This window comes from Acinetobacter sp. YH12021 (assembly GCF_013420145.1).
Taxonomy (GTDB): Bacteria; Pseudomonadota; Gammaproteobacteria; order Pseudomonadales; family Moraxellaceae; genus Acinetobacter; species Acinetobacter towneri.
This window is the reverse complement of record NZ_VOYT01000019.1, coordinates 1-23,751: the sequence shown is the minus strand read 5'-3', so window position 1 is coordinate 23,751 and position 23,751 is coordinate 1. Positions and strand designations below refer to the sequence as shown.

25 protein-coding genes are annotated in these 23,751 nt (G+C 42.4%); 21 read left to right on the top strand and 4 right to left on the bottom strand.

All coding sequences use genetic code 11. The features are described 5' to 3' along the window. Positions 1–5: 5 nt before the first annotated feature. From FTT91_RS12090 to FTT91_RS12065, 6 genes are all read left to right on the top strand, one after another. Positions 6–830, top strand: coding sequence for an undecaprenyl-diphosphate phosphatase (locus FTT91_RS12090; RefSeq protein ID WP_131261915.1), 825 nt, complete (start codon positions 6–8; stop codon positions 828–830). Further along, positions 824–1,645: a class I SAM-dependent methyltransferase gene (locus FTT91_RS12085; RefSeq protein WP_180169529.1), complete on the top strand. Its 822-nt coding sequence runs from the start codon at positions 824–826 to the stop codon at positions 1,643–1,645. The genes FTT91_RS12090 and FTT91_RS12085 overlap by 7 nt, the downstream gene beginning before the upstream one ends. A 146-nt stretch (positions 1,646–1,791) precedes the next feature. Continuing rightward, on the top strand, positions 1,792–3,201 hold the full coding sequence (locus FTT91_RS12080) for a C13 family peptidase (protein ID WP_180169528.1): 1,410 nt from the start codon (positions 1,792–1,794) through the stop codon (positions 3,199–3,201). An 18-nt stretch (positions 3,202–3,219) separates the two neighbouring features. Then, positions 3,220–4,059 carry an S-formylglutathione hydrolase gene (gene fghA, locus FTT91_RS12075; protein ID WP_180169527.1) on the top strand — a complete coding sequence of 280 codons (840 nt, stop codon included), beginning with the start codon at positions 3,220–3,222 and terminating at the stop codon, positions 4,057–4,059. A 168-nt stretch (positions 4,060–4,227) separates the two neighbouring features. Further along, positions 4,228–5,331 carry a YjgN family protein gene (locus FTT91_RS12070; protein ID WP_180169526.1) on the top strand — a complete coding sequence of 368 codons (1,104 nt, stop codon included), beginning with the start codon at positions 4,228–4,230 and terminating at the stop codon, positions 5,329–5,331. A 14-nt stretch (positions 5,332–5,345) separates the two neighbouring features. Next, positions 5,346–6,377, top strand: coding sequence for a M48 family metallopeptidase (locus FTT91_RS12065; protein ID WP_180169525.1), 1,032 nt, complete (start codon positions 5,346–5,348; stop codon positions 6,375–6,377). Between the two features lie 10 nt (positions 6,378–6,387). Here the strand turns inward: FTT91_RS12065 and FTT91_RS12060 are convergent, their stop codons facing one another. Next, the gene (locus tag FTT91_RS12060; protein WP_180169538.1) at positions 6,388–6,669 is read right to left on the bottom strand and encodes a DUF2218 domain-containing protein; all 282 of its coding nucleotides are present in this window, start codon (positions 6,667–6,669) and stop codon (positions 6,388–6,390) included. A gap of 229 nt (positions 6,670–6,898) precedes the next feature. Between FTT91_RS12060 and rpe the strand changes: the two genes are divergently transcribed. The 8 genes from rpe to FTT91_RS12020 all read left to right on the top strand — a co-directional run bounded on the left by rpe (position 6,899) and on the right by FTT91_RS12020 (position 14,438). Next, positions 6,899–7,585, top strand: coding sequence for a ribulose-phosphate 3-epimerase (gene rpe / locus FTT91_RS12055; RefSeq protein WP_004975246.1), 687 nt, complete (start codon positions 6,899–6,901; stop codon positions 7,583–7,585). Between the two features lie 426 nt (positions 7,586–8,011). After that, on the top strand, positions 8,012–8,533 hold the full coding sequence (locus FTT91_RS12050) for a hypothetical protein (protein WP_225530494.1): 522 nt from the start codon (positions 8,012–8,014) through the stop codon (positions 8,531–8,533). A 45-nt stretch (positions 8,534–8,578) separates the two neighbouring features. Further along, positions 8,579–10,546 (top strand): multicopper oxidase domain-containing protein, encoded by a 1,968-nt coding sequence (locus FTT91_RS12045; protein WP_180169524.1) that lies wholly within the window; start codon positions 8,579–8,581, stop codon positions 10,544–10,546. Beyond that, a complete protein-coding gene (locus FTT91_RS12040; protein WP_180169523.1) occupies positions 10,533–11,513 on the top strand; it encodes a copper resistance protein B in 981 nt (326 codons plus the stop codon). The genes FTT91_RS12045 and FTT91_RS12040 overlap by 14 nt, the downstream gene beginning before the upstream one ends. Positions 11,514–11,635: 122 nt before the next feature. Then, the gene (locus FTT91_RS12035) at positions 11,636–12,697 is read left to right on the top strand and encodes a cation transporter (protein WP_096902144.1); all 1,062 of its coding nucleotides are present in this window, start codon (positions 11,636–11,638) and stop codon (positions 12,695–12,697) included. Positions 12,698–12,843: 146 nt separating this feature from the next. Continuing rightward, positions 12,844–13,161, top strand: coding sequence for a quaternary ammonium compound efflux SMR transporter SugE (gene sugE / locus FTT91_RS12030; RefSeq protein ID WP_004975255.1), 318 nt, complete (start codon positions 12,844–12,846; stop codon positions 13,159–13,161). 95 nt (positions 13,162–13,256) lie between these two features. Beyond that, positions 13,257–13,748, top strand: coding sequence for a methylated-DNA--[protein]-cysteine S-methyltransferase (locus FTT91_RS12025; RefSeq protein ID WP_004975257.1), 492 nt, complete (start codon positions 13,257–13,259; stop codon positions 13,746–13,748). Positions 13,749–13,799: 51 nt separating this feature from the next. Then, positions 13,800–14,438, top strand: coding sequence for a nuclease-related domain-containing protein (locus FTT91_RS12020; RefSeq protein ID WP_179990310.1), 639 nt, complete (start codon positions 13,800–13,802; stop codon positions 14,436–14,438). Between the two features lie 63 nt (positions 14,439–14,501). Here the strand turns inward: FTT91_RS12020 and FTT91_RS12015 are convergent, their stop codons facing one another. Next, entirely contained in the window at positions 14,502–15,269 is a 768-nt protein-coding gene (locus FTT91_RS12015; RefSeq protein WP_136144318.1) for a hydroxymethylpyrimidine/phosphomethylpyrimidine kinase, read from the bottom strand. A gap of 88 nt (positions 15,270–15,357) precedes the next feature. Between FTT91_RS12015 and FTT91_RS12010 the strand changes: the two genes are divergently transcribed. Together FTT91_RS12010 and FTT91_RS12005 are read left to right on the top strand one after the other, a co-directional pair. Then, a complete protein-coding gene (locus FTT91_RS12010) occupies positions 15,358–16,017 on the top strand; it encodes an HAD-IA family hydrolase (protein WP_019837216.1) in 660 nt (219 codons plus the stop codon). A gap of 106 nt (positions 16,018–16,123) precedes the next feature. Beyond that, positions 16,124–16,471, top strand: a complete 348-nt coding sequence (locus FTT91_RS12005) for a hypothetical protein (RefSeq protein ID WP_004975264.1) — start codon at positions 16,124–16,126, stop codon at positions 16,469–16,471. A 117-nt stretch (positions 16,472–16,588) separates the two neighbouring features. Here the strand turns inward: FTT91_RS12005 and hemJ are convergent, their stop codons facing one another. Together hemJ and FTT91_RS11995 are read right to left on the bottom strand one after the other, a co-directional pair. Then, a complete protein-coding gene (gene hemJ, locus FTT91_RS12000; protein WP_004975266.1) occupies positions 16,589–17,041 on the bottom strand; it encodes a protoporphyrinogen oxidase HemJ in 453 nt (150 codons plus the stop codon). A gap of 18 nt (positions 17,042–17,059) precedes the next feature. Continuing rightward, positions 17,060–18,289 carry a beta-ketoacyl synthase N-terminal-like domain-containing protein gene (locus tag FTT91_RS11995; protein WP_180169522.1) on the bottom strand — a complete coding sequence of 410 codons (1,230 nt, stop codon included), beginning with the start codon at positions 18,287–18,289 and terminating at the stop codon, positions 17,060–17,062. 284 nt (positions 18,290–18,573) lie between these two features. Here FTT91_RS11995 and FTT91_RS11990 point away from each other — a divergent pair, with 284 nt between their 5' ends. The 5 genes from FTT91_RS11990 to FTT91_RS11970 form a co-directional block, all read left to right on the top strand. Further along, positions 18,574–20,082, top strand: a complete 1,509-nt coding sequence (locus FTT91_RS11990) for an EcsC family protein (RefSeq protein WP_180169521.1) — start codon at positions 18,574–18,576, stop codon at positions 20,080–20,082. A 139-nt stretch (positions 20,083–20,221) separates the two neighbouring features. Then, positions 20,222–20,596, top strand: a complete 375-nt coding sequence (rpsL, locus tag FTT91_RS11985) for a 30S ribosomal protein S12 (RefSeq protein WP_000246374.1) — start codon at positions 20,222–20,224, stop codon at positions 20,594–20,596. Between the two features lie 177 nt (positions 20,597–20,773). Next, positions 20,774–21,244 (top strand): 30S ribosomal protein S7, encoded by a 471-nt coding sequence (rpsG, locus tag FTT91_RS11980; RefSeq protein WP_004975277.1) that lies wholly within the window; start codon positions 20,774–20,776, stop codon positions 21,242–21,244. Positions 21,245–21,375: 131 nt separating this feature from the next. After that, positions 21,376–23,511, top strand: a complete 2,136-nt coding sequence (gene fusA, locus FTT91_RS11975) for an elongation factor G (RefSeq protein WP_004975278.1) — start codon at positions 21,376–21,378, stop codon at positions 23,509–23,511. Between the two features lie 95 nt (positions 23,512–23,606). Continuing rightward, a partial coding sequence (locus tag FTT91_RS11970; RefSeq protein WP_257218308.1) for a GTP-binding protein occupies positions 23,607–23,751 on the top strand: 145 nt, incomplete at its 3' end.

Below are 23,751 nucleotides of genomic sequence, written 5' to 3'. Positions count from 1 at the left end.
TATTTATGGATCTTTTACTGCTGCTCAAAGCGGCAATTATGGGTATTGTAGAAGGGATTACTGAATTTCTACCCATTTCTAGCACAGGACATTTAATTCTCGCTGCAGAGCTAATGGACTTTTGGACCAAAGAAAAAAGTGATGTATTTGTGATTGCCATTCAAATGGGGGCAATTGCAGCGGTCATTTATGAGTACTGGACACGTCTATGGGGCGCAGCTACGGGCATGTTTACAGGCGAAGAAAAAGGTCGTCGCTTGGGCTTTGGTCTGATCATGGCATCTATTCCAATTATTTTGATTGGATTGACCTTTGGGCAGACTGTAAAAGAATTACTCTTTAATGATGTTGCCGTGGCGATTGGTTTGATTATTGGTGGCTTTATCATTATGTGGATTGAAAAACATCCACCACAAGTACGTGCCCATGAGGTTGAAGAACTAACTTATCGAGATGCTATTTGGATTGGTCTAATTCAGGTATTGTCGCTGATTCCGGGGACTTCGCGTTCAGGTGCAACTATTATTGGCGCGATGTTCTTGGGTGTATCGCGTAAAGCAGCAACCGAGTTTTCCTTCTTTTTGGGGATTCCTGTCATTATTGGCGCAGGATTACTCGACTTGTACCAAAGCTATGATGTATTCCAAACCACCGAAGATTGGACCGTGCTCAGCTTCGGGATCATCGTTTCTTTTGTTTCCGCACTTTTGCTGATCCGTGCATTGGTGGCGTATGTGGCTAAGCAAGATTTTATGATTTTTGCTTGGTATCGTATTGCTTCAGGTTTAATCATTTTATTGTTCGCATTCACAGGCTGGAAACTATGGTAAGCGAACTTCGCTTATATACCGAAGCCGAGTGTCTCACTCAAGCACAGCATTATTCTGCTGTGCTTTTGTCTAGAGGCGTGCAAACGCGCATTGAAACAGTAGAAAAACTCAATGCGCGTTTTTTGCGTTTGAACCCTGAATTGGCATTGTGTGTCGATGCTGAAGGGCTGTGGTTATGTGCCCATGGCATGAAAATGCAACCCGATTGGAAAGCTGAAGTTGGGCGATTGAAACGTGCCTCTTTAAAATCGGAAATGATTGCTCGTGCCTGTAATTTGTCGGAAAAACCAAGCCTAATTGATGCTACGGCAGGATTAGGACACGACAGCTTACTCATGGCACACTTGGGTGCTCAGGTCACGTTGTTGGAGCGTCATCCTATTCTTTTTACTTTGTTGGAGGATGCTAAACGCCAAGCCGCAGATGATCCTTTTTTAGCAAGTGTTGTTGCCCGTATCCAGTTGGTTTTTACAGATTCAGCAGATTATTTACGCAACTGCGCAGCGCAGGGCAAAGTGGTTGATGTGGTGTATTTAGACCCGATGTTTCCGCAGCGAGATCAACATCAACAGGCGCAGAAAAAGCAGGCACAAGTCAAAAAACAAATGCAGTTATTACATTTGCTGTTACCTGAAGATGGCGAAATGGATTTAGGTGATCATTTACTGGGTTTGGCACAGCAAATTGCCAAACGTGTTGTGGTGAAGCGCCCACGTTTGGCTGTATTTTTGGCGGGGCAGGAAACCACACATCAATGGCAGGGTGATGCTTGCCGATTTGATGCCTATTTCCAAGCAAATTTGAACAATGGGTAGATTTCTACCACTAAAGCAGTGGCAAGGCGTTCAATGCTTCTATAATGCGCAAAGATTTGTTATATAGTTAAAATTGACAATTGATAATTACGACGACAAGCATAAACTTGGAGTGTGGAAACGCGAGCAGCGATTAACAGAATCCTATGATTGACTTCAAACCCTCCATTAATTTTTGGCACGATTTTAAAAGCAACCAAGCCGCGGGTGTTTGGTTATTTTTGGGTTCGCGACGCTCTTTACAAATTATTCGACCTTCTATCTTACAACTGATTTTTTGGGGGATTTTAGGCGGTCTTGCCAATACCTTATTCAGTTGGTTGGTGGCGGGAGAAGTGGGGGAATTTAACCCACAGGGTTTGGTTAGTTATGCTTTGTGGCCTTTTATTGCCTTAATTGTCGGAATTATTCTTTCTCAGCGTGTCAATAACCCGCGTTTATTGTTAGTACCTGCTTTGTTGTGGTTAGTATTAGATACACACGTTGCTTTATTACAAAGCTTGATTCAATACATGGGCATGATGGATGTCTTACCGTATGTGTTGTATGACTATTTACCTACCATTTTTATGGTGCTGTTTGTTTGGCAAAGCTTGGCCGTGGTGTGGGTATTTTCACGTGAGCTACATTGGCCGTGGTGGGAACGTGCACTGATTGTTTTGGCGACCTTATTCACTTTGGTAGTTTGGCAAATGTCAGTGAAAAGTCAGCCCATTTGGAAAGTAGAAGAAGTTCCACCAAGTTTAAGCGAAGCAGCTTTTTATGCACAAAGCCGTGTACTGAATAAAGCTTTAGACAGTATTCAATATGGGGAATTTGCCCAATCGCATTGGTACTTCTTAGGGGTTGCAGGGGCGAGCTATCAAGACGTATTTATGTCTGAAATTGAGCGCATTCGTGAACAGTTTGATACCCGTTTTGGCACTTTTGGACGTTCGATGGTGCTCATTAATAACCCAATGACCCGTAATGTAATTCCAATTGCTTCGCAAACCAGTATTGAATTAGCGCTGCGCCGTATTGGACAGCGCATGAACCGTGAAAGTGATGTGCTGTTTTTATATATGACCTCACACGGTTTAAAAGATCATTTTGAAATTGAAAATGCACCACTTGACTTAAATCAGGTCGATCCAAAATGGTTACGCGATACTTTGAATAAATCGGGTATTCGTTGGCGTGTGATCGTCATTTCAGCCTGTTATTCAGGTAGCTTTGTATCCGCCTTGCAAGATGATAATACCTTGGTGATTACTGCATCGGCAGCAGACCGTGAGTCGTTTGGTTGTTCAAACGAAGCTGATTATACTTATTTTGGTCGTGCCTTTTTTGATCAGGCTATGCGTGAACAAAACTCTTTTGCCAATGCTTTTAATGAAGCCAAAGTGACTGTGGCGAAATGGGAGCAAGCGCAAGGTTTTGAACCTTCAGAGCCACAATGGGCAATTGGTAAAAATATGGAATTGATGTTGCCACAATTAGAGCAGCGTTTGTTTCCTCAAAAAAGTGTTGCAACATCGGCTGAAATTCAATTGAGTGCACAATCTGTTCAATAAGCCAAAGAGGAGAGGGTGATGGAGTTAATTCAGAACAACCACTGTTTTGAGGGTGAGCAACGAATTTATCGTTTTCATTCCCATGCTTTACAGACTGAAACTCAGTTTGGCATTTTTTTACCAGAACAAGCTTTGGCGGGGCAGGCTTGTCCTGCGGTATTTTATTTGGCAGGTTTAACCTGTAACGAAGAAACCTTTGCGATTAAAGCACATGCGCAGCACATGGCAGCGCAATTGGGACTGATTTTGATTAGTCCAGATACTTCACCGCGTGGCGAAGCTGTTGCCAAAGGCGACCATTGGGATATTGGACAGGGGGCAGGTTTCTATATCAATGCGACACAAGCACCGTGGGCGGCACATTATCAAATGGAAACTTTTGTCACCGATGAGCTTTATCAATTGGTGCTGCAACAGTTCCCAATTCAGGCACAGCACGTTGGCATCATGGGGCACAGTATGGGCGGTCATGGTGCATTGACCCTCGCGTTTAAATATCCTGAAAAATTTAAGTCAGTGTCTGCTTTTGCTCCGATTTGTGCGCCAAGCCAATGCCCGTGGGGTGAAAAAGCATTTTCTAATTATTTAGGTACAGATCAGCAAGTATGGTTACAGCACGATGCGACTGCTTTGGTGCAGGTCAAAGGTGCATTGTTCAGTGAAATTTTGATTGATCAGGGATTGCAAGACCAATTCTACAGTCAGCTCAATCCTGCATTATTTCAGCAGGCTTGCGATGCAGTTGGGCAAAAACTGAGTTTGCGTGAACATGCAGGCTATGATCATGGCTATTATTTCATTCAAAGCTTTATAGATCAGCATTTGCAATTCCATGCGGTACAATTGCAAGCGGACTAAGCCAAGTACTCAATTTTACGCATTGATTTTTAAACTTTTCTAGGCAAGTTGTTCACTTTTTATTAGAATGGTGAACACTTGCTTTTTTACCATTTGGAAAGATTGCTCATTTGGGTTTGAGTGTCTGGGTAAAATAACGACTGCACAATAAAATAAATAAGGCATCACATGCACAATTCAGAATGGGATTCACCACAACAAGCAACGCCATCTTCCCCGTTTTTTCCAGCGGAGCCTACAACACCGCCTGCGCGTAATCCATTACTTGGACGCATTCATCATTTTCAATTTCATGGTAGTGCCTCAGAGTATTTTGGCATTTGGATTGTTAATATTTTGTTGATGATTGTAACCCTCGGGTTGTATGCACCATGGGCAAAAGTACGTCGTTTGCGCTATTTTTATGGCAATACCGAATTAATCAAACGTCGTTTTGATTTCACGGGTATCCCACATAAAATTTTATTAGGACGTTTAATTGCCATCGGAATTTATGTTGCGATCTCGGTGATTTCCAATTATTCAGTCAAAGCCATGGTTATTGGCGTGGTGGTTTTATATTTGGCTGTGCCATGGTTGATTCGAGCGACCATCCGTTTTAAGGCGCGAAATAGTAAATTTGGCAATGCGCGTTTTTATTTTTCAGGCAGTAACAAAGAAGCCTATTGGGTATTTTTAAAATGTATCGTGATTAATCTGTTTACATTGGGCTTATTTTTTCCTGTGTTGGTGTGGATGTATAAGCGTTATTGCTTAGACCATTTATATGCAGGACAGCTTAAATTTAAGCTGAAAGCAGATTGGCCAGCATATATGCGCGCGATGTACATACCTGTTTTTTTGTTCTTTGGCATTTTGCTTGCAGTCGGGATAATGTTGGCTTTGGCAGGACAGTTGAGTCGTAATCCTGCGCAGTTGATTTGGTTATTTGTAGCGGTTTATCTGTTGGGGTTGTTTTTAATTTGGCCATTAATGTCGGCGCGAATTTTTATCACTACATGGAACAATACCAGTATCAGTCGTAGTGAATTTCAGACCGATTGTGGGCAGTGGCACTATACTTGGATTGTGGTGACCAATTGGATTGTGAAAGTCCTGAGTTTGGGTTTAATGACCCCATGGGCAGCTATTCGTTTATATCGCTATCAGGTTGAGTCTTTAAGTCTACATTTAAAAAATGATCCAGATTTGATGATCAATCAACTGCAAGCTGAACATAGCGCACTAGCAGAAGAAATCAGTGATATTTTTGATATTGATGTATCGCTGTAAGGTAGGAGATGAAGATGGCGGCACAGATCGTGGATGTGGTGTTTTATGATGGTGTGGTGTCTAAACCATGGGCTGCCAAAATATCTCCTATAGATGCTCAGTCGGTACTTATTCGTTATGGTGAAAATTTACAGCAACAACGACACTATCATTATCAAGACATGATGTTGGTGGGCGCACTAGGTAAAATTCAACCTGTCATTGAACTTAAAGATGATGCGCGTATTGAATTTTCCCAAGCCTTGCCTGAGTGGTTTCAACTGCGAAATAAACAGGTGCAGCATTCCATCTGGAAATTGGAACGCACGCCAAGTCTGATAGTATTTAGTCTGGTTTTTGTGTCGTTGATGGTATTTGTCACAGTGCAATGGGGCATCCCAAGTGCATCAAAATACGTTGCCTTTCAATTGCCTGCGAACACCTTAAAGCAAATTGGTGATGAAGCAGAGCGTTATATTTTAGATATGACAGCGCCAAGTCAATTGCCCGCAGTACGTCAGCAGAAAATTTTGGCAGATTATCGCAAGCTCATTGCAGGAGATACACCTGCCAAAGTGCTGTTTCGACAAGGTGATCGCTTAGGCGCGAATGCTTTGGCAATTCCGAATAACACCATTATTTTGACCGATGAATTGGTGGAATTGGCGCAGAATGATCAGGAAATCATTGGCGTTTTGGCACATGAACAAGGGCATTTGGCAGAAAGACACAGTTTGCAACAAGCCTTATCGAGTTTAGGGTTTAGTATTATTTTGCTCGCGATTACAGGAGATGGTACAGATTTAGTTTCGACCTTGCCTGTGGCGCTTGTAGGTGCAAATTATTCACGTAATTTTGAATCAGAAGCAGATCATTATGCTTTAAATACGATGCACGCTCACGGCATTCCAACCATTCATCTCGCTCATTTTCTGGAGCGTTTGGCAGAAGATGCAGGTGAAGACACCGCCAACAGCCCTTTGGATTTTTTGCAAAGCCATCCTGCAACACAAAAACGTATTCAAGCGGTTAAGGATTTTGAACAAACGCAGCGTTTAGCGCCTTAACATGAAACAGTTAGCACCGTTGCCAAACCGCGCTCAATTCTGTTTGTCCCATACGACTCAAATGATCAAGCACGACTTGTTCGAGGTAACTTAAATCTGTTTCAGTATTTTTTACCTGAATTTCAACTACAAGCTCATGTGTTTGGGGTATAAGTAGAATTGTGGCACTTGGCATCATAATTTGGTATTGGGTTGCGCTTTCTGCAACGTCAAATTTATGTTTCCAGTGGTTGAGTAGACGCTTGGCAATACGGCTTGCTTGCGTTGTTTGAATATGGGCAGAACTGTTTATCATCTGTTGAAACCAGCATTTTGTTCAAATGAGTAAAGACCTTTACTATAACAAAGCCAGACTGAAAGAACAGTGGAGTGCTGCAACAGAGCGTTGCGGAGATAGAACTATCAAATTGGCTGATCGACCTGAATCATCGAACTGAATGATCCAATCGTAACAGAATCCACCACACCAAGCAGTCTTTGCTATAATGCGCCACAATCCCAATATTTAGCTAGGTTCTCCCATGTCCAAGCCTTATTTAATTGCGCCGTCTATCTTATCTGCAGATTTTGCTCGTCTAGGCGAAGAAGTGGAAAATGTACTTCAGGCGGGTGCCGATGTGGTGCATTTTGATGTGATGGATAATCACTATGTACCGAATTTAACTTTCGGTGCAGGTGTATGTAAGGCATTGAAAAACTATGGTATTACTGCACCAATTGATGTGCACTTAATGGTAAAACCTGTAGACCGCATGATTGGTGATTTTCTAGAAGCGGGCGCAGACATTATCACGTTCCATCCTGAAGCTTCAGAGCATATTGACCGTTCATTGCAACTGATTAAATCGGGTGGGGCAAAAGCGGGTTTGGTCTTTAACCCTGCTACACCGCTGCATTATTTAGATTATGTACTTGATAAAGTTGATCAGATTTTACTCATGAGTGTGAACCCAGGTTTTGGTGGGCAAAAATTCATTCCAATGACTTTAGAGAAATTACGTCAGGCACGTCAAATCATTGATGCTTCAGGTCGTGATATCCGTTTAGAAGTCGATGGTGGTGTGGGACCTGCCAATATTCGTGAAATTGCAGAAGCGGGCGCAGATATGTTTGTTGCAGGCTCAGCAATTTTTGGCAAGCCAGACTATAAAACGGTGATTGATGAAATGCGTGCTGAATTGGCAAAAGTTGGCGCAGTCGAAGTATAAATTTCTACAATCACAAGTGCTTATGCTGTGGATAACTTTGTAGATAACCGTATGGATATCTATGTTGATAACACTATGGATAAGCCGATTAATTTATAAACATTTGTACATCAATTGTTTATGACTTATACAAAATAAGTATAAAAAGGATTCAATCGAATCCTTTTTGTTTATTTTAAATACACTGAATTTATTGAGTATTTACTCAGTTAATTATAAAAATAAGTTGCTTAATATATAACTTGATTGTTTTAGTTGGCTTTTAAATCGCACGGATTCACTCTGTTTTTCAATGCAGAAGATATTGTGTATAAGTGGGGCTTGAATTATATTGAGTGCATTGCAGATTGTGGATTGTACTTGGCAAAAATGTTCAATTCTTGTGCAAGTTCAGGTCTGCATCTTTCATACTCAGGAATTTATTTAGTGCTGACTCAACCCTACAAACAAATGTGGTTTGTTGTCCTGATGGCATTTGTCATAGGGTGGAGTGGTATTGTTAGTGCTGCGGTAAAACCTGCACATGATTGGATGATGTCAAATCAGGCAGCAGGGTCTGAGATTCGACATTCTGCAACCGCAGCGAGTGAAATGACATCTTTACCAGATTGTCATACCACAGCTTTACAAACGTATCCTGAAACCAAGCAGCATATATCTGGGCATGATGCCAAGGCCAACCATCATCTCAGTCAGCACACATCCGCAACGGATACCGATTTAAATGCGGCAGATTGTTATGGCTCGGCTGATTTTTCTACTGCAAAGACGAATTGTCAGGACTGTGCGCAGTTGCATTGTCAAAGCTTAAACAGTGTGTTGAATGTGCAAGTCCCTGAACTGATTCAACCTATAGCACTTTCATCTGTCAATATTCTGTTGCCTGCTTATCAAGCTCAACATTTACTTGGGCATTGGCAGCAAATTTTACGTCCACCCAAAGCTTAATCCTGAATTCAAAACACTTTTACGTTTTATTTTAAGGATTAAGTCATGTCTAAATTTTATCAGCCTGCGCTGTTTTTAACAGTCTGTGCATTGTGTTCGAGTTCTGCATTTGCTGCGGTCAAGGAATATCACCTGACCATTGCAGAACAAACGGTCAATATCACGGGAAAACCTGTTCAACGTATTACAGTCAATGGACAATTTCCCGCGCCTGCACTCGAATTTGAAGAAGGCGATGAGGCGGTAATTCACGTTAATAATCAATTAAAAAATCAGGACTCATCTATTCACTGGCATGGTTTATTGTTGCCCGGTTTGATGGATGGTGTGCCTGGATTTAATGGTTTTCAAGGGATTAAGCCACAAGGACATTTTGTTTATCAATTTAAAGTACGTCAAAGTGGTACCTATTGGTATCACGCACATTCCAAAGGTCAGGAACAAGATGGTCTATACGGCTCTTTGGTGATTCATCCTAAAGCCAAGCCAGCCGTAAACGCACATGAATACACAGATCGTGATTATGTGGTGATGCTGTCAGATTTTCATGAAAAATCTAGCAATCAAATTCAGAAAGATTTAAAAATTTCAGCCGAGTTTTATCAAAATCAGCGTGAAACCTTAGGTGATGTTTGGCGTCAAGTACAGCGTGATGGGCTAAAAGCCACATGGTCAGACCGCAAAATGTGGAATCAGATGCGCATGCTGAAAACCGACCTTTCCGATGTCACAGGCTATACTTTTTTAATGAATGGCAAGACACCTGAACAGAACTGGACAGGTGTATTTAAGCCAAATGAAAAAGTGCGTTTACGTTTTATCAATGCCTCTGCCATGTCGTTTTATGATGTGCGGATTCCAAACTTAAAAATGACAGTGGTCAGTGCCGATGGTCAGCCAGTCAAACCTGTTACTGTGGATGAATTTCGTATCGGCACTGCAGAAACCTACGATGTGATTGTTGAACCTCAAGCAGCGCATTATCAAATTGACGCGGAATCAATAGACCGCTCAGGTTTTGCTGTGGGTAGCTTGCAGAGTGAACTTCATTCTGCAACATCAAATCTACAGCTCCCTGCAGCGCGCCCGCGTGCTTTACTCACCATGCAAGATATGGGGCATGCTACAGAGCATTCAGGCGATGATCATTCCAAGATGAACCATGCAACGATGTCTGAAATGGATCATTCCAAAATGAACCATGCAGCGATGTCGGATATGGATCATTCCAAGATGAACCATGCAGCAATGTCGGAGATGGATCATTCCAAGATGAATCATGCAGCGATGTCGGAAATGGATCATTCCAAGATGAACCATGTAGCGATGTCAGAAATGGATCATTCCAAGATGAATCATGCGGTAATGTCGGAAATGGATCATTCCAAGATAAACCATGCAACAATGTCTGAAAATACGCATACACAACATGGCATGCCTTCAACAGAACACAAAAATGCGGTGGTATATGGATGGGCAAATGCTTCTACACCCGCGGGGCATAAAGCCTTGCACTATGAAGATTTGAAATCGCTGCAGCCACAAGCAGATACACGTGAACCAAGCAGTGAATTGGTCGTGCGTTTAGGCGGTACGATGGAGCGTTATATCTGGACAATCAACGGTAAGAAATTTAGTGATGCCACACCACTCAAGGTGAAATATGGTGAGCGTATTCGGATTAAATTTATCAATGACAGCATGATGGCACATCCAATGCATTTACATGGCATGTTTATGCAGTTGGAAAATGGTCAAACGGCAGCAGAAATGCCGAATAAACACACCTTAATTGTGCCGCCAGGTCAAACTGTAACTGCACTGCTTACTGCAGATGAATTAGGTGAATGGGCAATACATTGTCATTTGCTCTATCACATGAGCGCGGGAATGATGAATAAATTGATTGTAGCGCAGGTGAGTGAAAATGAACCGCTTTCAACCACAGCAATTCAAGCCACTCAAACCCCTTCAGCGACAGCGCAAAAAGGAGCAGCACATGCACAACATTAATCTTTTTGCGAAAACAGTTTTAAGTATTTCTGTCTGCTGCATCAGTACAGTTGGGCTAGCAGCGACAGAGGTGCATAGTGCACATGCCAGTTCAGCAGAGATTGCAACAATTGCAGCTCAGGCTGATACTCAATCGCATCAATCGCATCAATCGCATCAATCGCATCAATCGCATCAATCGCATCAATCGCATCAATCGCATCAATCGCATCAATCGCATCAATCGCATCAATCGCATCAATCGCATCAATCGCATCAATCCGATTCGTCCGTGCAAGAGTCGCAGTCACACGATCATCGTAAAGAACATGGTGCGCAGGTGTACGCGGTGAGCACTTTAGATACGCAATGGCAAGTGAATGATCATGCCGAGGGAGTGCTCAAATCTAAATTACAAACTCGTATCGGAACTGATGAAAACAAGTTGTTTGTGAAAATTCATAGCGATAAGCAAGAGTCACAAGCGACTGAATATGATGCCAAGTTGTTATACAGTCGTATGATTTCAGATTTTTGGGATGTGCAAGCAGGTGTGCGTTATCGACACGAAGTGAATCAGCAAGAGCATCAAACAGACCGAGAAGATAAGTTTGACGCTGTGTTTGGCTTACATGGTTTAGCTCCATATTTTTTTGAAACCGATGCTTATTTTTATTTGGGTGAGGATCAATATGCGGCTTTGAGTTTGGAAACCACACGGGATCTGTTATTGACTCAGAAATTGATCGCACAGCCTTATTTAGATGTAGATGTTATTCTGCAGGATGATGCCAAATATGCGAAAAAAACAGGACTCAACCGCGCAGCTGTGGGTGTGGAAATGCGTTATGAAATCAGCAAGAACATCATGCCGTATATCAGTGCAGGTTATGAGTATACGAAAGGTGATCAACACACTGCTTGGCAGTCTGCAACCGATTCCGAGCAGAGCGGCTTATATGCGATAGGCTTGCGTTTCAGGTTTTAATGATTAGGGGTATTTATCAATGATTAAGTCAATGGATCGTTGCTGCTTCTAAATAGAATAGATTGTCCCTAAATACATAGGCTTGGTTTATACTGAGCCTATTGTATTTTTGGGTGTGGCGTATGTCTTCATCAACTCAAGATCCTCAATCGAATCAAGATAAAAACTTAGAAAACCAAAATCTAAACAATACTGGCTGTGGTTGTGATACGCAAAAAAATGTAAACCAGCCTTGTGCAACTGCGCCTACACACTCCAAGTCATGTGGCGATACAGGCTGTGGTTCGTCTTGCGATACAGAAAAAAGCTGTGCTGATCAAAATAGCTGTACATCTGCAACGACTGCCAAGACAGATAAAGCAACAATTTTGGATTCGGAACTTTTGAGTCCGTGGGTGAGTGCATACCATATTCCTAAAATGGATTGTGGCGCAGAAGAACAAATGGTGCGGATTGCTTTGGCAGATCATAATGATATTGCAGCCTTGTCTTTTGATTCACCTGCACGACTTTTAAAGGTTTATCACAGCAACCAATCTGCCACAGAAATTACCCATAAATTAGAAGCATTGGGTTTGGGTGCTGTGTTGCAACAGACTGAAGCCAATACACAAACTGAACCGCCTGTATCTAACAGCGCTGCACAACAAAAAGTGCTATATGCCTTGCTTGGTATTAATGCCGCTATGTTTTTGGTGGAATTAATTGCAGGTTTAATTGCATCTTCGACTGGGTTAATTGCTGACTCCTTAGATATGTTTGCCGATGCCGCCGTGTATGGTTTGGCTTTATTTGTCGTGGGTCAATCCGCCAAGAAACAGCTCAAAGCTGCACATTTGTCTGGTTGGGTACAACTGGGTTTGGCTGCACTGGTTATCTTTGATGTCCTGCGCCGTTTCTTCTTAGGCAGTGAGCCTGAATCCATGTTGATGATGGTCATTGGTGCTGTGGCATTGCTGGCAAACGTCACCTGTTTATGGCTAATTTCAGGGCATAAAGATGGTGGAACCCACATGCAAGCCAGTTATATTTTTTCCGCCAATGATGTGATTGTGAATTTAGGTGTGATTATCGCGGGCGGTTTGGTGATGCTGACAGGGTCGAATTATCCAGACCTGATTATTGGCTTAGTTGTGGCCATGTTTGTATTGAATGGTGCGCGCAAAATTTTAAGTTTAAAATAGACGGATCATCGCTGCGCGGTGGCTTAAATTGCAACAGGAGGAACGACCTCCCTTGTTTGGGTTTTTAGAAATAGTCAAAGTGACTGAACACTCGACAAGAAAAATCTTCAGGACGGCCTGATTTCATGCTATTGAAGGAGGGCGTTATGGCCTGGATGATGTTGATATTGGCGGGTATTTTTGAAGTGGTTTGGGCATACTCCATGAAGTTGTCTGACGGCTTTAGTAAATTAACGCCCAGTATCGTGACTATCTTTTTTATGATTTTAAGTTTTGCGCTTTTGGCCTATGCCATGCGTACTTTGCCATTAGGCACGGCTTATACGATTTGGACAGGTATAGGCGCAGTCGGTTCATTTTTAGTCGGTATTTTTGTTTTAGGCGAACCTGCCAGTGCTATGCGTATGTTGGCTGCAGTTCTGATTATTTCAGGTTTGGTGCTTATGAAAATTTCATCCAGCTAACTTGGAATGCAGTCTTTTAGTGTGTGCTCAATAACAGATCGGTTTGAGTTAAAAACAGGATGACCTGATACCCAACCTGCTTGAGGAGAAAAATAATGCAATTGGCATTTACTGAAATGGACACTCCTGTAGGCGTGCTTAAATTGGTGGCTCACGATCACGCATTGGTTGCGGTAATGTGGGATAACGAAGATCATAAACGGGTACGTTTAGCCAGTTTAGTTCGACAAGATGATCATCCAATTTTGCTCAAAACTCAGCAGCAACTCCAAGAGTATTTTGCAGGTCAGCGTCAGCAATTTGATGTGCCTCTTGATTTTGAAGGCACTGAATTTCAGAAGAAAGTCTGGCAGGCGTTATTAAGCATTCCTTTTGGAGAAACTCGTAGTTATAAGCAAATTGCCGAACAAGTTGGTAGTGAGAATGCGATGCGTGCCGTAGGGGCGGCAAATGGCAAAAATCCAATTTCGATTATTGCACCGTGTCATCGGGTGGTGGGTGCAAGTGGAAAATTGGTGGGCTTTGCAGGCGGGTTGGATAATAAAGCGATTTTGTTAAAGTTAGAATCTTCAACTTCAAAAGTTTAAATGACTGAGATTCAACAACAATTTTGATCAAAATAAAATAGAGCAGGGGAAATGTTAAAAACATTATTGTTGCAGTTTTGGTGGCTTATTCTGCTTGTTGCAGGTGTAGGGCTGATCAAAATTTTCAAACCTTTTCTAAAGGGAAAGGTGGGGGAACTCGCAGTAAGTACGCATGTGAAGTTGTATTTAGATGAACGTTATATCTTGTTGAATGATGTAACTTTGCCTGATGAATCCACAGGAACAACCCAAATAGATCATATTTTATTGAGTCCTTTTGGGGTTTTTGTGATTGAAACAAAAAACTATAAAGGCTGGATTTTTGGTGGAGAACGCCAAAAAGTATGGACACAAAAAATTTATAAAAAGACCTACAAGTTTCAAAATCCTGTCTATCAGAACTATAAGCATATAAAAGTTTTGGAATCAGTATTGAGCGATATTGTCGAGCCTGAATATCTGCATTCTGTGATTGTATTTATGCCAGACTGTGAGTTTAAGACCTCTTTGCCCAACAATGTTTTTAAAGGCAGTGCATGGGTTGAGTATGTCAAAGGTTTTCGGCATGAAGTCATTTCACCGATGAAACTGAAACGTATTCAGCTGAGAATTGAAAAAGAACTACTTGATAAGTCTTGGAAAACCAATCGTCAACATGTCGAAAATTTGAAACAACGGCACGAACGTTAAAAAGTTGCAATGAAAAACCCTGATACAAGGTGATCAGGGTTTGAAGGAGTTGAACGATAAGCACTAAAACCTTTTCGGAATTTTCTGTCCGTTCGGTACAGGCGTTTCCGCATATTTAAGCACACCAAACAACCAAGTTTCAGCATGTTGTACCGCTTGTTTCAGTTGATCTCCCATTGCCAAGCGCCCTGCAATAAAGCTCGCCAATGAACAGCCTGAACCGTGATATTCACCTTCAAGCCGTGGACAGCGGGTTTCTGAAACCATTTCATTGTTAATATACAGTGCATTACGAATATGATCAGGGGTATCTTCATGCCCACCTTTGACCAAAACGGCCTGCGCGCCCATTGCAAATAATTTAGCTGTTGCGCGTTCTAAATCATCTTCACCCGTTAAGGCACGTAATTCCACAGTATTTGGCGTGATTAAAGTCGCCAGTGGAATCAACTCGACAAATGCCTGAACCAAAGTCGCTTGATCACCTAAAGAACCACCACTATTGGCAACCAAAACAGGGTCAAGCACATATAAATAATCAGGATGTGCACGTAAAAAATCTGCCAGCGCTGCAATATTGTCAGTGGTGCCCAACATGCCCGACTTTACAACTTTAATGGGCAAATCATTCACCACCGCATTGGCTTGCGCCAATAACAATTCTTTAGACGTTGCTTCAAAGCCAAATACTTGCTGAGAGTTTTGAATGGTCAGTGCTGTGCAGGCAATCGCTGCATGTGCACCGCTATTGCCAACGGCTTCAATATCAGCCTGTAAACCAGCGCCACCCGAAGGGTCTAAACCAGAAAAACATAGTACTGTTGGTCGCACACACATATCCTTAATTGCTTCTATTTACGTTAGTATAGGCAACTTTGGAGTAACACTCGATAGTCATTTAGGCACATAGGCTGACATTGTGATAAAGAACCTTTTAATTGATTTAGATGGCACGCTGACCGACCCGAAAGAGGGCATTACCGCTTCTGCGCGTTATGGTTTGGCTAAGGTTGGACATCCTATTGCAGATACGGAAAATATTGATTGGATTATCGGGCCGCCCTTAAAAGCCTCTTTGGCAAAATTACTTCATGTAGATGTGCATGACGTATTGGCAGAGCAAGCCTTAGCAGGCTATCGAGAGCGTTTTGCTGCAACAGGCTTATTTGAAAATCATGTCTTTGAAGATGTTGCTGCAACATTGGCAGATTTAAAACAGCAAGGCTATCGACTGTTTTTAGCAACAGCCAAACCTGAAATTTATGCACGCCAAATTTTAGATCACTTCGATTTATTACAATATTTTGAATATCCCTACGGTAGCGAACTAAATGGTGAGCGTACCAATAAAGCGGATTTAATTGCCTATATTTTGCAGCAAGAACAATTGCAACCTGAACAATGTTTAATGATTGGAGATCGTGAACACGATATTTTAGGTGCACGAGCCAATGGAGTCGATTGTGTTGCAGTCGAATACGGCTATGGTTCGGCTCAGGAGTTAGACTTGGCTGCACCAAAACATAGAATTCAGTGTTTTGCGCAAATTTTGTCGGTGCTTGAACAGTTATCTGGATGAGCGAGATGCTTACATCTGTTTGCATTTCTAGCGCAGTGTTATTGCAAAGATCGTGCTTCAATATTTAATTTGAATATTTAATTTTAATATTGAAAGAGGGTATGTGATGAAGATATTTAGTCAATCTATTGCAGTAGTAGCGGTTTCAATACTGATGACTGCATGTGCCAATCATGCTGCTACATCCACAACACCTACTGCGCAGGTCGAAATGTACACATCATTGCAACATCGACAGTGTGAGCCAGATTCAGGTTTAACCCTTACGGAAATTGTTCAGCGTTTACAGCAAGCACAGATTCAGGTGAAGCGGGCCAGTGTAGGTTCAGATGGGCGGATGTATGCACAGGTCTGTGGTGGTGCAGATGGAAAAATTGCTATTGTCACGATTCCTCAATCTCAGCAGAAACAAGCAGCGGCATTGGGCTTTCAGCCTTACTCACAAATACGTTGAATTAAAGCATAAGTGCTGTTTTTAGTTGTCACCCATAAAAAAACCTCAGTTCTTTGCACTGAGGTTTTTTTACAACCGAATCAGGTTGAGATGTCAGGATACTTGGCGTTTCAAATTTTAGAACTGTGGTTTTACCACGACTAAAATTACAATCGCTAATAGCAGCACAGTCGGCATTTCATTGAAGAATCGCCAGAACTTGTGTGATTTGTAATGTGCATTACCAATCAATTTCTGACGGTAGTAGCCACAAACCAAGTGATAAATCACCAATAAACCCACCAATGCAACTTTCAGGTAAAACCATAACGCATCGTGGTAATTGCGGGTGGCATCACCCCAATCTACCAAAAAGTGTGCCGTAATGAGGGTGGCAATCATAGATGGCCACATAATCCCTCGGTACAACTTGCGCTCCATGATTTCGAAACGCTGATGGCTCAGCGTATCTTCACTCATGGCATGGTAAACATATAAACGTGGTAGGTAGAACAATGCAGCGAACCAACAAACCACGGCAATAATATGTAATGCTTTTACCCATAAAAAAGCATCAGAAGGTGCATCCATCGACTATCCTATAGGAGATTATTCATCCCACTTCTTGAAAATAAGGCAGGCATTTACACCGCCAAAACCAAAACTGTTACTCATCACAGTATTCAATTTTGTGTCGCGTTTTTCAAGTACGATATCAAATGCTTTCGCGCCTTCATCCAGTTCAGTGACGTTGATGTTTGGTGCAATGAAGTCATTTTGCATCATCAAGACAGAATAAATTGCTTCTTGAACGCCTGCAGCACCCAAGCTGTGACCAGTCATTGACTTCGTTGAGCTAAGAGCAGGCACTTTACCTTCACCAAACGCACGTTCCATGGCTTTCAATTCAGTCACGTCGCCTGCTGGAGTAGAAGTACCATGTGTGTTCACATAGTCAATTGCGTCTACAGCGTGTTGTTTCGCTTCGTCTAAAGCCATCAAGATACAACGTGTTGCACCTTCACCGCTTGGTGCAACCATGTCTGCACCGTCAGAGTTTGCAGCATACGCAACCACTTCAGCTAAAATATTTGCACCACGTGCTTGTGCGTGTTCAAGTGATTCAAGAACCACGAAACCACCACCACCTGCAATGACGAAACCATCACGGTCTGCAGAGTACGGACGAGATGCTGTTTCTGGTGTGTCGTTGTATTTAGAACACAAAGCACCCATCGCATCAAACAATAAGCTTTGTGACCAGTGATCTTCTTCACCGCCACCTGCAAGCATTAAATCTTGTTTACCCAATTGAATTAGGTTGTAGGCATAACCAATTGCATCGGCAGAAGTTGCGCATGCACTGGTAATTGAGTGCGCGATACCTTGTAATTTGAACGCAACACCCAAGTTTGCCGTAATGGTGTTCGACATGTTACGTGGTACGAAGAACGGGCCAATTTTACGTGCGCCTTTTTCTTCAAGTAGCTCAATCATTTCTGCAACAGATGCAGTTGAGTTACCGCCTGAACCACCCGCGATACCGTAACGTGGGTTGCCTGCTAAATCTTCTTGCTTTAAGCCCGCATGTTCAATGGCATCTACTGCAGCGTTGTAAGCGTACATCGCACACACGCCCATAAAGCGTTTTAATTTACGGTCAATGTGGTTAAAGTTTTGTTCTGCTGCTGCACTTACGTGGCTTTTGAAATTAAGTTCAGCATAAGTTGGGTTGGAACGTGTCCCAGAAATACCGTTTTGTAAAGAATGAGTCACAGCTTCTAAAGTATTACCAATGCACGAGTTAATGCCCATGCCGGTGATTACAACACGTTTCATCTACAGATCCCTTTTATGGTGATAATGTTGAGCCGAACACCGTGACTGCCAAGCAATCGCTGATACGGTATGACTCATGTCTTACAATTGCGTTCATAATAGCAGAAAGAATTTTGAATTCTTATGGCAAATATGATGCCACTTTGCAGGGAAGATCAAACCGCAGCGAAGCGGTAAATGAGATGCAGGAAGCCAACCAAAAGATACACAATCATATTGAGATAAACTTAGACTACACCTAGTATCTACCCATAAATCATAGAAATTAAAAATGAGGAGTAAGAATGTCAGATTCCAAGAATAAACAATCAAGCGGATTCTTCTCGAATGCGATTGGGGTGGCTAAAAAGCTCAGCAGTACAGGCATCCATGTATTGCAGCAAGTTGCACCGGGTACTGTAGCGAAGGATGAGCATAGTGCAAAATCAGGGCAAATTATTGAAGGTCAGGCACGTAGCTTTAGTGCTTTTCAAGCGCGTCAATATGACAATCCTCAACACATGCTCAGACAGCATGTGCCTCAAGTTTCACGTCAGCTTTTAGGTCGTCACTATAACCGCGTCAATCAGGTGGCGAGTTTTGTGTCGCCCGATTTTTCCGACAAAATTTCAGATTATTTATTTGATCAGCTGAATAGTTTTACCTCCAATATTAGCTCTGTTGATGATGTGCTTGATCAAGCAGGTGTGCGCGATTTAGAAGAATTGACTCAAGATGTAGATCGTTCTAAACGAATTAGTCAGGCACTTGCAGAACAAAATAAATGGATTGCATCACTGCAAGGCGCATTGACAGGTGCAACAGGAGTAATCGGTTCAACCATTGATGTGCCTGCATCTATTGTGATGTCTTTGCGTACCATTTATCAGGTGGGACGTGCATACGGTTTTGAACTGAACAAAGACACCGAGCAAGAAATTGTTCAGTTTATTTTTAAACAAATTGATTTAGGCGTCATTGCAGAAAAGCAAGCGGTACTGATGGGGCTAAAAACCTTATCCAATATGCTGCAAACTCATGATGTGCATCAATTACAAAATATGCTCGGTTCAAGCAATGATTATGAGGCATTAAAGAAATACTTCTTGAATGAGCAAGGTCAAGTCAAATGGCCGTGGTTGAATCATGTACCTAAGTTTTCCATGTTGAATAAACTCACGCCTGTAGCAACCGCATCGGTGAGTGCAGTATATAGCTGGAAATTGGTGGAAGATGTGCATCACAAGGCACAGCAAGTGTTTTCCAATGCCCGTAGCTATTTAATTCAGCATAAAGACAGCAATTTATCAGCCATTCATGCGTATGAAAAATCGTTGGAATTGCTGGCACAGGCTGCGCCTAAACTCTTGGAGCAATTGAAGGGCAATGAAGCTAAACATGCGGAGCAAGATGAATTAGTAGCGGGGCAAGAGCGCGCGGAATCTGCGCCGTCAGATGCTTTAGTGCAAACCGTATCAGACCATGAAAGTATCCGAGCGGTAAAAGTGCAGAAAAAATCGGACAAAGTGGAAACAACTGCAGCACAGCTCGATGAAAATATTCAGCAAGGTCTAGAAGAATTGGCAGATCAAATGCTAGAGCCACATGCTGAAGTTGCACCGCAAAAACCTGCTGTACCTGCAGAAGAAATTGATGAATATATGCTGGAAGATGCTTTAGAGCCTGTGGAAGATTCAACCCAAGTGGCTGAAACTGTTTCGGAAAATTCAGTAACATCAAGTACAGAAACTGCAAAGCAGGTTACAAAAAAGCCGAGAACTCGTACAAGTACTCGCAAGCCAAAAGCTGAATAAAAACAAGTGATAAGTAGAAATTTGGTTGGTATTTTAACTGCCTATGAAATATTGACCATTTTTCTATCTTCGCTTACAATTGCATGCCCTCAAAAAGTAGTATGTTTTTGGGGCTTTTTATTAACGGGAGAATTGCCACATGGCAACAACAAATCAGTTGATCCGTAAGGGTCGTACGACTTTGGTTGAAAAATCAAAAGTTCCTGCGTTGAAGGCTTGTCCACAACGTCGTGGTGTTTGTACACGTGTTTACACAACTACACCTAAAAAACCTAACTCAGCAATGCGTAAAGTTTGCCGTGTTCGCTTAACTTCAGGTTTTGAAGTTTCTAGCTACATCGGTGGTGAAGGTCACAACCTACAAGAGCACAGTGTTGTTCTTATCCGTGGTGGTCGTGTTAAAGACTTACCAGGTGTACGTTACCATACCGTTCGTGGTTCTTTAGACTGTGCTGGCGTGAAAGATCGTAACCAGTCACGTTCTAAATACGGTGCTAAACGTCCTAAGAAATAATCTTTTAAAGATTAGTCTTAGTTTTTAGAACTGCAATCCTTTATCGTCTCGCTTGTCTGATTTCTGCATTTAATTTTGTGAAATTCAAGCGACGTGTAGTAAGGCCAGCGAAATGCACACGACACTTTGTGCTACGGCTGGATCACCCTGAAGTGTCATATTTATAGGTAGTTTAAAATGCCAAGACGTCGCGTAGTCGCTGCTCGTGAAATCCTTCCGGATCCTAAATTCAGCAGCCAAACAATCGCTAAATTCATGAACCACGTAATGCAAGATGGTAAAAAGTCTATTGCTGAAAGTATCGTTTACGGTGCTTTAGACCGCGTTCAAGAAAAATCTAAAGTAGACCCAGTTGAATTTTTTGAAGCTACGCTTGAAAAAGTTCGTCCAATGGTCGAAGTAAAAGCACGCCGTGTTGGTGGTGCTACTTATCAAGTTCCTATGGAAGTACGCCCATCCCGTCGTACTGCTCTAGCGATGCGTTGGTTGGTAGATGCTGCTGCTAAGCGTTCTGAAAAAACTATGGCGTTACGTCTTGCTGGCGAGTTGCTTGATGCATCTGAAGGTAAAGGCGCAGCGATCAAAAAACGTGAAGATGTGCACCGTATGGCTGAAGCCAACAAAGCCTTCTCTCACTACCGTTTCTAAGCGGATAAAACAGGCCCTAATCAGGAGGGTGATGAATCAGTTGTCACTGAATTGTCATCAAATCGCTTTAAGTTGCTAGGCAGCTTAAAGCGTCCTGTTTTAAACAACAAAATTTAGGAATGCTAGAAATCATGGCACGTCAAACCCCAATTTCTCGTTACCGTAACATTGGTATCTCTGCGCACATCGATGCGGGTAAAACAACAACTTCAGAACGTATTTTGTTCTATACAGGTGAAAGTCACAAACTTGGTGAAACTCACGAAGGTTCAGCAACAACTGACTGGATGGAACAAGAGCAAGAACGTGGTATTACTATTACCTCAGCAGCTGTAACATGCTTCTGGAAAGGTATGGGTAACCAATTTGACCAACACCGTATTAACGTAATTGACACCCCAGGACACGTTGACTTCACAATCGAAGTTGAGCGTTCTATGCGTGTTCTTGACGGTGCATGTATGGTTTACTGTGCTGTAGGTGGTGTACAACCTCAGTCTGAAACTGTATGGCGTCAAGCAAACAAATATAAAGTACCTCGTTTAGCGTTCGTGAACAAAATGGACCGTACAGGTGCAAACTTCTTCCGCGTTGTTGAACAAATGAAAACTCGCTTGGGTGCAAACCCAGTGCCTATCGTTGTTCCAGTGGGCGCAGAAGACACATTCACAGGTGTTGTTGACTTAATCGAAATGAAGTCAATCATCTGGGATGAAGCTTCACAAGGTATGAAGTTTGAATACGGTGAGATTCCAGCTGACCTTCAAGCAACTGCTGAAGAATGGCGTACGAACATGGTTGAAGCTGCTGCAGAAGCATCAGAAGAACTCATGGACAAGTACCTAGAAAATGGCGAACTTTCTAAAGAAGAAATCGTTGCTGGTTTACGTCAACGTACATTAGCGGGTGAAATTCAACCTGCAATGTGTGGTTCTGCATTCAAAAACAAAGGTGTTCAACGTATGTTGGACGCAGTAATTGAATTCTTACCTGCACCAACTGACGTTGAAGCGATCAAAGGTATCTTAGACGACAAAGACGAAACTGAAGGTTCTCGTGAAGCGTCTGACGAAGCTCCTTTCGCAGCGTTAGCGTTCAAAATCATGAACGACAAATTCGTTGGTAACTTAACGTTCGTACGTGTTTACTCTGGTGTTCTTAAAGCGGGTAGCCCGGTTTATAACCCAGTGAAAATGAAGCGTGAGCGTATTGGTCGTATCGTACAGATGCACGCAAATGACCGTCACGACATCGAAGAAATTCGTGCAGGTGACATCGCAGCGTGTGTAGGTCTTAAAGATACAACCACTGGTGATACATTATGTGACGAAAACCACGTAATTACACTAGAGCGTATGGAATTCCCAGAGCCAGTAATTGCATTGGCTGTTGAACCTAAAACTAAAGCTGACCAAGAAAAAATGTCAGTTGCTTTAGGTCGCTTGGCGAAAGAAGATCCATCATTCCGCGTTCGTACAGACGAAGAATCTGGTCAAACGATCATTGCGGGTATGGGCGAGCTTCACCTTGACATCATCGTTGACCGTATGAAGCGTGAATTCAACGTAGAAGCGAACATTGGTAAACCAATGGTTGCATACCGCGAAACGATCAAAAAGACGATTGAGCAAGAAGGTAAATTCGTACGTCAAACTGGTGGTAAAGGTAAATTCGGTCACGTATTCGTACGTTTAGAGCCGCTTGATCCTGAAGCTGGTAAAGACTACGAATTCGCTGAAGAAGTTGTAGGTGGTGTAGTACCTAAAGAATTCTTCGGTGCAGTAGACAAAGGTATCCAAGAACGTATGAAGAATGGTGTCTTGGCTGGTTACCCAGTTGTAGGCATTAAAGCGACATTATTCGACGGTTCTTACCACGATGTCGACTCTGACGAATTATCGTTCAAAATGGCGGGTTCTTACGCATTCCGTGACGGTTTCATGAAAGCAGATCCTGTTCTTCTTGAGCCAATCATGAAAGTTGAAGTAGAAACTCCAGAAGACTACATGGGCGATATCATGGGTGACTTAAACCGTCGTCGTGGTATGGTTCAAGGTATGGACGACTTACCTGGTGGTACTAAAGCAATTCGTGCAGAAGTTCCACTTGCAGAGATGTTTGGTTACGCAACACACATGCGTTCTATGTCTCAAGGTCGTGCGACTTACTCTATGGAATTTGCTAAATATGCTGAAACTCCACGTAACGTGGCAGATGGCATCATTGCTAAATTCCAGTCTGGTGGTAAAAAAGGTGACGACGAGTAATCTTTCGATTACTATAAGCGCAAACTAATTCATAGTTAAAAAACCTAATGCTCATGGAGTGATCCTCCATGAGTTGTTTTAAAAAGGAAGATCTCATGGCTAAGGCTAAGTTCGAACGTAATAAGCCACACGTTAACGTGGGCACAATCGGTCACGTTGACCATGGTAAAACAACTTTAACAGCTGCGATTGCTACAGTATGTGCACGTAAGTTTGGTGGTGAAGCGAAAGATTACGCTG